This window comes from Serratia sp. PL7 (assembly GCF_945957435.1).
On sequence record NZ_CAMFLB010000005.1, the window covers coordinates 1 to 13994 of the forward strand.

The 13994-nt window shown below is 50.3% G+C and carries 11 protein-coding genes; 5 read left to right on the top strand and 6 right to left on the bottom strand.

The features are described 5' to 3' along the window. The 5 genes from N6G83_RS22335 to galU (N6G83_RS22355) form a co-directional block, all read right to left on the bottom strand. Window positions 1-1152 (bottom strand): Wzz/FepE/Etk N-terminal domain-containing protein (locus N6G83_RS22335; protein ID WP_260524036.1); only part of this gene is annotated, 1152 nt, incomplete at its 3' end. 17 nt (window positions 1153-1169) lie between these two features. After that, on the bottom strand, window positions 1170-1607 hold the full coding sequence (locus tag N6G83_RS22340) for a protein tyrosine phosphatase (RefSeq protein ID WP_211135873.1): 438 nt from the start codon (window positions 1605-1607) through the stop codon (window positions 1170-1172). 39 nt (window positions 1608-1646) lie between these two features. Beyond that, window positions 1647-2783, bottom strand: a complete 1137-nt coding sequence (locus N6G83_RS22345; protein ID WP_211135874.1) for a polysaccharide export protein — start codon at window positions 2781-2783, stop codon at window positions 1647-1649. A 314-nt stretch (window positions 2784-3097) separates the two neighbouring features. Continuing rightward, window positions 3098-3994 carry a UTP--glucose-1-phosphate uridylyltransferase GalU gene (gene galU / locus N6G83_RS22350; protein WP_161739093.1) on the bottom strand — a complete coding sequence of 299 codons (897 nt, stop codon included), beginning with the start codon at window positions 3992-3994 and terminating at the stop codon, window positions 3098-3100. A 45-nt stretch (window positions 3995-4039) separates the two neighbouring features. Then, on the bottom strand, window positions 4040-4939 hold the full coding sequence (gene galU, locus N6G83_RS22355; RefSeq protein WP_211135875.1) for a UTP--glucose-1-phosphate uridylyltransferase GalU: 900 nt from the start codon (window positions 4937-4939) through the stop codon (window positions 4040-4042). A gap of 668 nt (window positions 4940-5607) precedes the next feature. Between galU (N6G83_RS22355) and N6G83_RS22360 the strand changes: the two genes are divergently transcribed. Then, entirely contained in the window at window positions 5608-7194 is a 1587-nt protein-coding gene (locus N6G83_RS22360) for a TerC family protein (protein WP_074028815.1), read from the top strand. Window positions 7195-7269: 75 nt separating this feature from the next. Here N6G83_RS22360 and dcuC read toward each other — a convergent pair whose 3' ends face one another. After that, a complete protein-coding gene (gene dcuC, locus N6G83_RS22365) occupies window positions 7270-8625 on the bottom strand; it encodes an anaerobic C4-dicarboxylate transporter DcuC (protein ID WP_024528573.1) in 1356 nt (451 codons plus the stop codon). 570 nt (window positions 8626-9195) lie between these two features. On the opposite strand from dcuC, the gene N6G83_RS22370 reads away from it, so the two are divergent. From N6G83_RS22370 to N6G83_RS22385, 4 genes are all read left to right on the top strand, one after another. Further along, complete coding sequence (locus N6G83_RS22370) at window positions 9196-10263, top strand: zinc-binding dehydrogenase (protein ID WP_024528572.1); 1068 nt, start codon at window positions 9196-9198, stop codon at window positions 10261-10263. Between the two features lie 133 nt (window positions 10264-10396). Next, entirely contained in the window at window positions 10397-11314 is a 918-nt protein-coding gene (locus N6G83_RS22375; RefSeq protein WP_024528571.1) for a substrate-binding domain-containing protein, read from the top strand. Window positions 11315-11509: 195 nt separating this feature from the next. After that, entirely contained in the window at window positions 11510-13000 is a 1491-nt protein-coding gene (locus N6G83_RS22380; RefSeq protein WP_211135876.1) for a sugar ABC transporter ATP-binding protein, read from the top strand. Continuing rightward, complete coding sequence (locus tag N6G83_RS22385; RefSeq protein WP_024528569.1) at window positions 12997-13986, top strand: ABC transporter permease; 990 nt, start codon at window positions 12997-12999, stop codon at window positions 13984-13986. The genes N6G83_RS22380 and N6G83_RS22385 overlap by 4 nt, the downstream gene beginning before the upstream one ends. Window positions 13987-13994 lie beyond the last annotated feature (8 nt).

Below are 13994 nucleotides of genomic sequence, written 5' to 3' on the forward strand. Positions count from 1 at the left end.
AACTTCTTGCCCTGATTGTACATCACGAGTCAGGCGTAAAATCTCCTGTTGCGTTTTAGGCATTCCTCCAACACGCTTGTTCAACTTATCGCGCTCTTGCTCTAGGGTATTTCTTTTCTCCATTAAGGCTCTGTAGGCGGGATGTTCTTTCGTATATAGCTTTGAAATCTCAGCCTCTTTGAACGTTAACTCATTCAACTGAGACTCGACAGCAACCATTGTCTCTAGTACTGACTTTGCTTCTAATGATAGATCGACAGACTCATTCTGCTGACGGAATAAATTCAGTTTATTTTCCGCATCATTTAGTGAATTACGTACGTTAGGCAACTGTTCCTCTAAGAACTCCAGGCTTTTTCCTGCCTCTTCAGATTTTCGCTCAACATTCTGTTGCAAATAATTTTGGCTAATACTATTTAGTATTTTCTTAATCTCAGCAGGATCGCTACCTTCAAGGCTCAGCTGTAAAACCCCTGTATCCCTCCCCTTATCAGCAACAATAAGGGCATCTAAAAGTTTATTTATCGCTGAAAGCTCACTTGATTTTTCTGCCCAAAAAATCGTACCAACTGGCGCATTAATATCACTAACTAATAGTGTAATACCACCTTCACTTTCTAATTTTCCAACCGTACCAGAAAAATTTACAATATCGCCAGCACTAACTTCATACGTCGTTTTACTTAATACCTTTATTTCTATTGTTTCATCATCCCACGATACTGGAACGTCTAGTCTTGATAAAGCGATTCCCCCAGGTTTGTTATTTAATATTCTCGCCATGCCTTTACCAAAAATAGGAAAATATTTTTGTTCTACAATTGTATCCAATGAAAGGTCCCGAACAGTTTTACCTATAACCATTCGTGACTTAATCAGTTCAATTTCAGCACCTGATTCAGGCTTAGCTTCCGGTAGCATGCTAGATATTCCATTTAGAAGCTTGTTGCCAGAACTTTGCTCAACTTGTATCATGGCATCAGCTTTGTAAATCGGCGTAGCAAACAAAACATAAAGTAAGCTTAGCGTTGTGAAAATTGATGTAACACCAATAATCAACCATCTGTTATCAAGCAATATGCCTAATATACGGCCAAAATCAATTTCATCTGAATTTGCTTCAGATGACTTTACAGAAATTTTATCTGTCATAGGTTTCTCTAGCTTTTTCACTTATGGCTCAATGCATGCACCCATTTATGGGCAGATTGTTCAAGTTGAGAGTAAACTAATTCAAAGAATTCTCGGCTTTTACGATACGGATCAGCTATGTCTTGCTGCCCCAGCCAGTGGCCAAACAACATTGTTTTACCTCTTACCTCAGGAGCTAAACGACAAACTGAATCAATATGGCCTTTTTCCATAACCAAAATCAAATCATGTGTACGGCACATCGCTGCCGTTAGTTGTTGTCCCTGATGCCCCTCAAGGGAAAGACCATGTTGATTAGCTACATCCCTTGCAACTGAGTCTGCAGGTTTTCCAACCATAGCTCCGAGTCCTGCAGAATTAATTGTCTTACTTGGGAGAGAATCAATTAACAGCCGCTCCCCTATCGGAGAGCGACAAATGTTACCAACACATACAACCAAAATTGAATTAAACATAATTGTGACTCAGTCTAACGATTATGACGATTATGACGACTATGGCCAGTTACGAACACGCAGTACGCCTTCGCTGAGATTATTGAAACCATTAATTGTTGGTACTAACTGACTGATCAAACGGTTCCAACGCGCAACAGGTGCCGTTGTAACATAAACAATATCATAAGGTTGCAAATGGAATTCTGTACCCATTACCAAAGCAGTCGCGTCAGAGGCATTTAGCTGATAAATGCTGGCAAGCTTGCTTCCTTCGGTACCACGTAGTGGGCGGATAACAAATATCCCCGTAGCATCGGAAACCGCCTGATCCATACCCTGAGCATTACCTAGCGCTTCAGTCAACGTCATGCCACTACGATCCATCTTCAAGGTAGTCTGCTGCTTGACTTCACCCATCACGAAAACTTTCAGATCGTCATTACGCGGAACATAAAGAATATCACCAGGGTAAAGCAGATGGTTCTGCATCAGGTCGCCCTTCTGCATTAGTGCCTGTAGCGATATACGCTGCTCTTTGCCATTGTGTGTTAACACGACGTTACGCCAATCTGCATTCTCTGCAAGCCCACCAGCTGCGTTGATTGCATCCATAACGGTTAACGGCACGTTGGTAATCGGTTGTTGGCCTGATTTTGCCACCTCACCCGTCACATACGCTTTTTGCGAACGGAAGGCCGCAATGCTCACATCTACCTGCGGGCTTTCAATATATTGCGCCAACCGACTGGCAATATCGTTACGCACCTGGCTAGCAGTTTTCCCTACAACCTTCACCTTTCCAATGTAAGGATAGAAGATGGTTCCGTCGGCATTCACCCAGTTGCCAGTATCGCTAGCACTGCGGTATTGGCCTGCAGGAGTAGTCAGCTCTGGGTGATCCCAAACAGTCACCATCAGCACATCGCCGACACCGATACGGTACTCATAGCTCTGCAGGTCACGTTCCAAGGCAGGGTTGATTTGCGCAGAGACCGGCTTTGGTCGCATTTTATCAACCAGGCTAGGCGTCATCGGGTAGATATTGACCAGTTTATTCAGGTTAAAATCGCTGTCTTCCTGCTTAACAACGTTTTTCCCGCTGGTTGAGAGGTGGGTACCAGGGACCACGGTACAACCGCTGATCACACTGATGGATACCAGGAGCGGTATCAGCTTCCATTGTTTCTTTGCCATCGAATTTTCATCACTTTCAAAGTAAGTAAACTTGCAACACTAAACACCTGGCCAACCGTGGCCGCCTGGGGTGGTGTTCAGCAAAATTTTATGTTTGCGCTATGTATTGGCATCCTGCGATACACGCATGAAAGCACTCATTGAGCAAGCGTTGAGCCTGGGTTTGCTAAGATGTCTCTCAAACTCGTGGTGAGTGGCGCATGCACCAGGAGTGTTTTCATGTGCGAACTGTCTCAGACAAGTCAAAAGGCCCGCTGAGATTTCCGCAGGCCTCTAACTATAAAGATTTTTCCGCTCTTTTTCAGTACAAATTACTACAGTTTTAGCTGCTCGGCCCATTCACGGAAGGCTTTGCCCTGCGTTGGATGGCGTAGGCCATAGGTCACAAAGGCCCGGAGATAGCCAAGTTTTTCACCGCAGTTGAAAGATTCCCCCACCAGTTCCATCGCTTCTACCGTCTGTTGTTTCATCAGGTCAGCAATCGCATCGGTCAGTTGAATTCGGCCCCAGGCGCCTGGCTGAGTTTTTTCCAAAATCGGCCAGATGTCGGCAGAGAGCACATAACGGCCAACAGCAGAATAATTGGATTTCAGTTTCACTTCACGGCTTGGCTTCTCAATGATCGACGTCATGCGTGAACTTTCCCCTGGTTGCAGGGTAGTAGTCTCACATTCTGCCACCGAGTAGTCATGCAGCACATTTTCATCTGCAGGCTGCACCAGTACCTGGCTTAGCCCGTTATCTTCGAAGCGGGCAATCATATGCGCCAGGTTGTCTTTGTGCATATCCGCCTTGGCGTCATCCAGTAGCACGTCCGGCAGCACCACCACGAAAGGTGAATCACCTACCAACGGTTTGGCACACAGTACCGCATGCCCTAACCCTTTCGGCTGCCCTTGGCGGATGTGCATCAGGGTTACGCCCTTCGGCGTGATGGATTTAACTTCATCCAGCAACTGACGCTTCACGCGCGCTTCAAGCATTGCCTCAAGCTCATAAGACGTGTCGAAATGGTTTTCGATCGCGTTCTTGGAGGAGTGGGTAACCAGAATGATTTCCTTGATCCCGGCAGCCACGCATTCGTTGACGATATATTGAATCAACGGCTTATCAACGATCGGCAGCATCTCTTTTGGGATCGCCTTGGTCGCAGGCAACATGCGCATACCCAGACCAGCAACAGGAATGACGGCTTTCAACTTCTTCGACATGGTGTTCCTCTTAAATCTTGTGGTCGTGCTAACCGGCTAGGGCAATTACTTGCTGTTCAGGGTCTGTTTCATCCACTGGGTGAAGTTTTCACCTTCGGAAGGGTGGCGCAGGGCATACTGTACAAACGCCTTCATATAGCCCAGTTTGTCACCACAGTCATGGGATTTGCCGCTCATATGGAAGGCTTCAACCGTTTCCTGCTCCATCAGCATGGCAATGGCGTCGGTCAGTTGGATTTCATCACCAGCTCCCGGAGGAGTTTTCTCTAACAACGGCCAGATATCGGCAGAGAGGACATATCGCCCAACCACGGCCAAGTTAGAAGGTGCATCTTCCCGCGCGGGTTTCTCTACCACCGCAGTCATTGGCGTACTTGCACCTGCGGCTAACGCCACACCACCGCAATCGACCACACCGTATTTTGAAACGTCCTCTTCTGGCACTGGCTCAACCATAATCTGGCTAAAGCCGGTTTGCTCGAAGCGCTGGATCATTTTGGCCAGGTTTTCTTTCTGCAGATCGGCGGTAGAGTCATCCAATAACACATCCGGCAGCAGCACCACAAATGGGTTATCCCCAATCATCGGCTGAGCACATAACACCGCGTGCCCCAGTCCTTTGGCTTGCCCTTGACGTACCTGCATCACCGTTACATCTGGCGGGCAGATACTTTGAACTTCGGCAAGCAGTTGGCGTTTTACCCGAGCTTCCAACATCGCTTCCAGCTCAAAGGAAGTATCAAAGTGGTTTTCGATCGCGTTTTTCGATGAGTGCGTAACCAGTACGATATCCTTGATGCCAGCCGCAACGCATTCGCTCACGATATACTGAATCAATGGCTTATCGACCACTGGCAGCATTTCTTTAGGGATCGCCTTGGTTGCGGGCAGCATACGGGTGCCCAAACCTGCTACTGGGATCACGGCCTTCAATCTTTTTTGCATAAATTTTTTCCACCGACAAATAACAAGTAAGTGTAACAGAGCCAGGAAAAGTGGTTACCCCTAACGTCTAACTGAATTTTTAACTATAAAAATCAATAGATTAATATCTTAAATTGACGTTTTAGGCACGCTACCGCCCTTGGCTTGCAGCTACCAATGCACTGTAGACAATGTTTGAACTGACAAGCGTGCAATCGACTCCACGCATGTAGATGAACCTTGGGTTCTGCTCAGAATTTAATGAGAGGCAAGTCGCAAAGTAGGGAAAAGGCTGTGCCTTCCTGGCCAAGTGGTCAGTCTTGCTATCATTTATAGGATGCTAAGATTCTTATACTATTGACCCGGTGAAACAAGTCTTAGTGGCCTCATTAAGACCTTTTCAGAATAAGACTACTAAGGATACTCGGTTTTTAAGATTTTACTTGTTTAACTACTCCATAACAAATTGATTATAATCATAATTATCTAAGTGCAGGATTTATAAGCAGCTATTTGTTCTCTGTTTTCTGGTGTTAGCCTCCTAATGACAAGATCCTGGCACAGTTAAAATATTCTACTAACATGGACTACCCGCACTCAGTGCGGATTTAGTGTTGAAATCCCCTCCCTCAGCGTCCATCATTCTCAATGCGGCATAAGCCGTCGAACTAAAAGGTGAAATTAGGCGTATGGAATGGATCGCAGATCCAACAATTTGGGCCGGCTTGGCCACCCTGGTTGTACTGGAAATCGTACTGGGCATTGACAACCTGATCTTTATCGCCATTTTGGCGGAGAAATTACCTAAGAAACAACGTGATAAAGCCCGCATTGTCGGTCTTTTACTGGCGCTGGTGATGCGCCTGGCGCTGCTTGCCTCAATATCCTGGCTAGCTACCCTGACCAAACCGCTGTTTGTGGCCATGGGGCACGCTTTCAGTGGCCGCGACCTGATAATGCTGGTCGGTGGTATCTTCCTGCTGTTTAAAGCCACCATGGAGCTGAACGAACGGCTGGAGGGTAAAGACGAGGAACACCATGGGTCACGCAAAGGAGCGCGTTTCTGGCCGGTGGTCGCGCAAATTGTGGTGCTGGATGCCGTCTTCTCGCTGGATTCGGTGATCACCGCAGTCGGGATGGTCGATCATCTGGCCGTGATGATGATCGCGGTGTGTATCGCCATTGGTTTGATGTTACTGGCCAGCAAACCGCTCACGCGCTTTGTGAATGCCCACCCCACCATTGTTATTCTGTGCCTCAGCTTCTTGCTGATGATTGGTTTCAGCCTGGTGGCCGAGGGCTTTGGCTATGCCATTCCGAAGGGTTATCTCTACGCGGCGATCGGTTTCTCGGTAATGATCGAAGCCTTGAACCAGTTTGCCCAGTTTAACCGCCGCCGTTTTCTCTCCAAGGTGCGGCCTTTACGTGAGCGTACCGCAGAAGCCGTATTGCGCATGTTGAGCGGCAAGCACGAAGAGGCCGAGATTGACAGCCATTCGGCACATCTGCTGGCAGACAGCTATAACGATAATGGTGAAATCTTCAACCAGCAGGAACGCCATATGATCGAGCGGGTGCTTGGCATGGCACAGCGCACCGTCAGCAGTATCATGACTTCGCGTCACGATGTGGAATACCTTGGGCTTAACGGCCCGCTGGATAAGTTGACGCAGCTGTTGGAGAAAAACCAGCATACGCGCATCGTGGTAACAGAAAATAGCGCCAGCGATGAGCCATTAGGGGTGATCCACACCATCGACGTGCTGAAACAGCAGTTGCAGCAATCACCGCTGGATTTGCGAGCCTTGGTGCGCCAGCCGCTGATCTTCCCGGAGCAGTTAACGTTGCTGTCTGCGCTGGAGCAGTTCCGCCAGGCCAAAACCCACTTTGCGTTTGTGGTGGATGAGTTTGGTTCGGTCGAAGGTGTGGTGACGTTAACCGACGTGATGGAAACCATCGCCGGTAATCTGCCAGAGGCCGATGAAGAGGTTGATGCACGCCATGATATCCAGCAAACCAGTGAAGGCTACTGGATTGCCAATGGCCATATGCCGCTGGAAGATCTGGTGCTGTATGTGCCACTGCCGATAGAAGAAAAGCGGGAATATCACACCTTGGCAGGGTTGCTGATGGAGCATTGCCAGCGCATTCCACGCGAAGGGGAACAGCTGAAGATTGGCGACTATCTGTTTGAACCGTTGGAAATCAGTAGCCACCGCATCGTGAAGGTGAAGATCACGCCGTTAGTGACACCTAACGAAGAGGACGAAGAGTAAATCTTTGCTGGGCACCCGCTTGAGGTGCCCAGCATTGATGTCAAACGGGGCTGCATGCAGCCCCACCTGCATAGCTTACAGGTGCACAGGCACCAGCAACTCCGTAGCCACAATCACCACCACCAGACCGACAATCACCGGTACCGAGGTGCGTTTCACCACTTCGAACGGTGAGATTTTTGCCATACCGGAAACCGCAACAACCACGCCAGAAACCGGCGAGAGCGTACGGCCCAGGTTGGAAGCTTGCAGCATCGGGATCACCAGGTAAGCCGGGTTAACCCCCATCTGTGCCGCCAATTTTGGGATCAGCTCCACAAACGCATAGAACGGCGCATTACCAGAGCCGGTCGTCATCGCTGCCAGCATGGTGATCACCACCAGCACCAACATCATGATGATGCCGCCGGTGCCAAACGACTGTGCCAGGCTGATCAAGCCGCTGATAAAGCCAACGGTGCTCAAGCCTTGGGCAAATACCCCAGCCGCGACCAGCAGCATCACCACGCTGGCAAACGCATCGGCCATGCCACGGTAAGCCACTTCTAAACCAGCAAACACCGTTTTGGCATTGAAGCTGCGGATGAACTCGATCACCGCGGCCATGAACATACAAATCACCAACACGGTAATGATGTGCAGCTCCGGCCCCCATTTACCATCAAAGACCAACACCCCCAGGATCGGGGTAAACGGCAAGATGGCGTAAAAGCCAGGGGCGTTGGTGGTGATTTCACTCACGTCCATGATGTGGTGCTGTTCGTTGGCTTTACGGTCGAGATAGCGCTGCCAGAAGAAGTGGGCAATCGCCATACAGATAATGGCGGCGATGGAGATCGGCAGCGTGGTTTTGAAGGCGAAATCCACCAGCGGCATTTCGGCCGCCTTGGCTGCCAGCACTACATCACCTGAAGTGGGCGAAAGGATAATAGCTGCTGGAGAAGCACAGATAGCCGCAGCCGCGCCACGGCTGATCCCGACGTTAACCATCAGCGGGAACAGCGTCGCCATCAGTAACACGCCCAGCCCTGTCGCCGAAGAGACGGCCAGTGACATCAGGCAGGCAACAAAGTAGGCCGCAATCATCAGCAAATACGGGGAGTTGATCATCTGCAATGGGCGGGAGGCCAGCTTGACCACCACGTCATTGGCACCAATGTGTGTCATATAGGCGGCGAAGCCACACAGCATCATGATCATCATGCCGAGATCGCCACCGCGGCTCATCAGCAGGATTTTGACATATTCGAAAATATCGGTGGCGCGCCACCCGGTCGAAGTCGCACTGGCGGGCAGCAGATTTTTGCCCATAAATGCACTCACCGCCAGCAGCACCAGGCCGCCAACCATTAATACCCCAGTGGCAGAATAGCCCTTGATGATGTAACGGCCAACGAACACCGCTACCAAGGCTCCAATCAGAAGTTCCATTGTTATTCCTCGATTTAATTATTTTACTTCAGCTCATCGCCCGATAGCAGCCGAATAACGCCACACTCTGCCGAAAAGCACTACAAGATATTATGACATTCATCAATGTTACGGGGGGAAACTATCAACAAATCGTGAAATTCCAAGCCAGCTCGCTTTGGCGATCCCCTTCCTCCTGGCCAGTAGATACCGCAAGCCGCAGCCAGACAGTCCAGATCTGGTAAACATGCCATCAAGACGGAAAATAATTGATTTAATTTCAATAAATTAAATGACTCACCTCGCCCCTTACCTTACATACAACCGACATAACATTGTGATCATGATCTGAATTTGTAGAATCTTTACGCCAGATGTTAACGATGTGTGAGTTTGATCAAACAAATGTTTTCTCTAGTTTGGTTATATGATCGCGAATGTTCACGTTGTCATTTTTAACCAAGAGTTAAAATAAATTCATAAGATCATGAATAATATAACTTAAATAAAAACACACCTTTTTATTTTCTCAAAAATGACAACGTCAACATTTGTTTCGTATCGCTATCTAGCCTGATAATGGAGAGGAAAATGAGTCAGTTACCCGAAAAGATGAGCGCGGTAGTTTGCCATGGCCCGCAGGATTACCGGTTTGAACAAGTCCCTACCCCACTACCTAAAGCCAAGGAGTTGGTGATCAAGGTCGAAGGCTGCGGGATCTGTGCCGGCGATTGTAAATGTAAAAACGGTGCCCAGATGTTTTGGGGGGAAAACCCTTGGGTAAAACCGCCGGTCGTGCCCGGCCACGAGTTTTATGGCCGCATTGTTGCCATGGGGGAAGGCACAGAGCAGAAGTACAAGATTGGCGAACGCGTCATTGCCGAGCAGATCGTACCCTGCTGGGAGTGCCGTTACTGTAAGTCCGGTAGCTATTGGATGTGCGAAACGCACAATATCTACGGCTTCCAAAAGGACGTTGCCGAGGGGGGAATGTCGGAATACATGCGTTTTTCCGCCAATGCCATCGTGCACAAAATCCCGGAAAGCCTCAGCCATGAAGATGCCGTGCTGATCGAGCCGATGGCCTGTGCCATTCACACCGTTGCCCGTGGAGATATCCAGCTAGACGACGTTGTGGTACTGGCCGGTGCTGGGCCGTTGGGTCTGTGTATGGTACAAGTTGCCAAGTTGAAGACGCCGAAAAAGCTGATCGTGATCGACGCCATCGACGAACGTTTGGAACTGGCAAAAGCGTTCGGTGCCGACGTGGTCATCAACCCGCTCAAGGAAGATGCCGATAAAATCGTCAAGGCGTTAACCGACGGCTACGGTTGTGATGTTTACATCGAAGCGACCGGCGCACCGATCGGCGTGACCCAAGGATTGCAGATGATCCGTAAGCTCGGCCGCTTTGTCGAGTTCAGCGTATTTGGCAAAGAAACCACCGTAGACTGGTCAATCATCGGCGATCGCAAAGAGTTGGATATTCGCGGTGCGCACCTGGCACCTTACAGCTATGAAATTGCCATCGACCTTTTTGAACGCGGTCTGGTGACCTCCAAAGGTGTAGTAACCCACAGTTATTCATTAAACGAATGGGATCAGGCATTCGCCCTGGCTGATTCAACGGATTCCATCAAGGTTATTTTGGTTCCTTAATATTGAGTGATTAGTTTTAAGCAAATAATGATAACGCGCTTTTATAGCGAGGCCGACTTCTGGCCGATAACCACCTAATTATTATAAATAACACTGAAAGAAAAACATCGCCCCTACAACAGGAGAATAAACTATGTTTTCATTATTCAAGAAAACCTTACCCGTAATGCTCGCCGGTGGCATGCTGCTGGCCAGCCAATCGGCATTAGCCAAACAGATCACCATTGGCGTTTCATTCCAGGAAATGAATAACGACTATTTTGTCTCCATGAAACAGGCATTAGAACAGGCCGCCGGTGATATTGGTGCCAAGCTGTATATTGCGGATGCCCATCATGACGTCTCAAAGCAGATTAATGATGTGGAGGATATGCTGCAAAAGAAAGTCGATATTTTACTGATTAACCCGACAGATTCGGTTGGCGTGCAGTCGGCGGTGATCTCGGCCCACAAGGCCGGAGCGGTAGTCGTGGCAATCGATGCCCAGGCCGAAGGCCCGTTGGATTCCTTTGTCGGTTCGGAAAACTATGATGCCGGTTTCCAGGCGGGTGAATACCTGGCCAAATCCCTGGGCAACAAGGGCAAAGTAGCGATCCTGGACGGTATCCCGGTGGTGCCGATCCTGGAACGCGTACGTGGTTTTGAGGATGCCATTAAAAAGCACCCAGAAATGCAAATTGTCACTAAGCAGAACGGCAAGCAAGAGCGTGATACCGCACTGACCGTAACCGAAAACATGCTGCAATCCACTCCCGATCTGGCCGGTATCTTTAGCGTCAACGATGTAGGTGCCTTGGGTGCCTTGGCAGCCATTGAGAGTAACGGTGCCAAGGTCAAGTTAGTCAGCGTCGATGGCCAGCCTGAAGCGATTAAGGAGATCCTGAAACCTGGCTCACCGTTTATCGCCACCTCAGCACAGTTCCCTCGCGACCAGGCACGTATTGCCTTGGGGATTGCCCTGGCCCGCCATTGGGGTGCCAACGTACCGAGCACCATTCCGGTGAAAGTGAAACTGATCGACAGCAGCAACGCCAAAGGTTTCAGCTGGTAAACGCCCGGCCTCGAGTTTGATGACCACGCGGCAATGCTGCTGAATGTGTAGGGGCGAATATATGTTTGCCCCAAACCAACGCATTGATTATCAAAGCGGGCGCAGAATACGGCGCCCCTATAACACAACGAGCCGGTTGAGGTTTGTACCCGACCCATTTTGCAACGGTGGGTATAAAACCCGAAGGAGTTAACCGTGACGGCGTTATTAGAATTAAAACAGATCAAGAAGTCCTTTCCGGGCGTGAAGGCGTTGGACGGTATTGACCTCACCATTCAACACGGCCAAATACACGCCTTGCTAGGGGAAAACGGAGCTGGTAAATCGACGTTGGTGAAAATCCTGTGTGGTATTCACCAACCGGACTCTGGCGAAATAATCATGGAGGGTACCAGCCGCCAGTTTGATAATTATCGGCAGGCCATTAACGCCGGAGTGGGGATCATATTTCAGGAATTCTCGCTTATTCCTTATATGAACGCCCTGGACAATATTTTCCTCAACCGGGAAATCAAGAACCGCTGGGGATTATTGGATCGTAAAGCCATGCGCAAAAAAGCCGAGGCTATTTTCAAACGGCTGACGGTGAATATCAATCTGGATTGCCCGGTGGCGCAGTTGAGCGTGGCGCAGCAACAGTTTGTCGAGATTGCCAAGGCGCTGTCACTGGACGCCCGCGTGCTGGTGCTGGATGAGCCTACCGCCACCCTGACGCCGGGTGAAGCCGATCACCTGTTCAGCGTCATGAACGATCTTAAACTGCTGGGCGTCGGCATGATTTTCATCTCGCACCACCTGGATGAAATCTTCACCATCTGCGATCAGATCACCGTCTTGCGCGACGGCACCTATGTGCAAACGCTGCCCACGGCCGATACCAACGTGGATGAACTCGTGAAGCTGATGGTCGGGCGCAAAATCGAAAATGCCTTCCCGGTGAAATCGCACCCTGTCGATACCTCGGTTCGCCTGCTGGAAGCCACCATTCAGCGCACCAAGCATCAGCAGGAAGATCGCTTCCACCTGTTCAAAGGCGAGATCCTGGGATTTGCCGGATTAGTGGGCTCGGGCCGTACCGAGACGGTCTCCGCGCTGATCGGTGCCAGCGCCTGCTATCGCAAGCAGGTCAGCCTTAGTGGGCAACCAACCACGCTGCGTAACCCGGCTTTGGCATTGAAGCAAGGCATTGGCCTGCTGCCGGAAAGCCGTAAAACCGAGGGGTTGGTGCTGCCCTTTTCCGTGGCGCAGAACATCACTCTCAATCGCCATGAGCGGTTCGGCAAGATATTCGTTAACGCCCGCAAGGACGACGATATCGTTCAGCGGCTGATCCGTGCGGTAGGCGTGAAAACCCCGGATGCGGATACCGCCGTCAGCACCCTGAGCGGCGGCAACCAGCAAAAAGTGGTCATTGCCCGCTGGCTGAACAATGACTGCAACATCCTTATTTTTGATGAGCCTACCCGTGGCATTGACGTCGGCGCCAAATCCGAAATCTATCAACTGATGCAACAGCTCACGCAGAAAGGCATTTCTATCATCATGATTTCATCCGAATTACCGGAAATTATCGGCGTTTGCGATCGCGTGCTGGTGTTCCGTGGCGGCCACATTGTTGCCGAATTGGCAGGGGATGAAATCGAATCTCATAACATCATGCTTCATGCAACCGGGAGTGCATTATGATCGGAATTGAACAATCCCCACCTACCCACGCGGCCCAGAAGCAGAGCCTCGGCAAGCGCTGGGAGAAGTTGCTGCACCACCCCGCGATGCTGCCTTTTATCGGCTTCGCCATTCTGTTCCTGCTGATGAGCGGGCTTAATGACAGCTTCCTGACGGTCAACAACCTGACCAACGTGGCACGCCAGGTGTCGATCAACGCCATTATTGCCGTGGGCATGACTTGCGCAATCCTGACCGGGGGCATCGATCTCTCGGTCGGGCCAGTGATGGCATTGTCCGGTTCGATTGCCGCTGGCCTGATGCTGGGAGGCATCCCTATTCCACTGGCGATGGTTGCCGCGTTGGTGATTGGCGCCCTGTTTGGTCTGGCCAACGGTGCCTGCATTGCCTATCTGCGCATGCCACCGATTATCGTCACCCTCGCCTCAATGGGTATCGCCCGTGGTTTGGCGTTGCTGTACACCGGCGGCTATCCGATTTCTGGCTTACCAGACATGTTCTCCTTCTTCGGCCGCGGTTCCGTATTGGGTATTCAAGTACCGGTGCTGATCATGGTCGGCGTTTATATTCTGGCCTACCTGATGCTTAATCACCTGCCGTTTGGCCGCTATGTCTACGCCATAGGCGGCAACGAAGAGGCCGCGCGCCTGAGCGGTATTCGCGTACCTCGCTACAAAGTCCTGGTGTATGTGGTGAGCGGAACAACCGCCGCACTCGCTGGCTTGGTACTCACTTCACGCCTGATGAGCGGGCAGCCCAACGCCGGTGAAGGTTTTGAACTGGATGCCATCGCCGCCGTAGTGCTTGGTGGGGCCGCCATCTCCGGAGGCAGAGGCGCCATTATCGGCACGCTGGTAGGCGCCATGATGCTTGGCGTACTGAATAACGGCCTCAACCTGATGAGCGTATCGCCTTACATCCAGAACGTGGTCAAAGGTGGCATTATCCTCGCCGCTATCTACCTCAGTTCCAGCCGCCGTAAATAAGCTAGGGA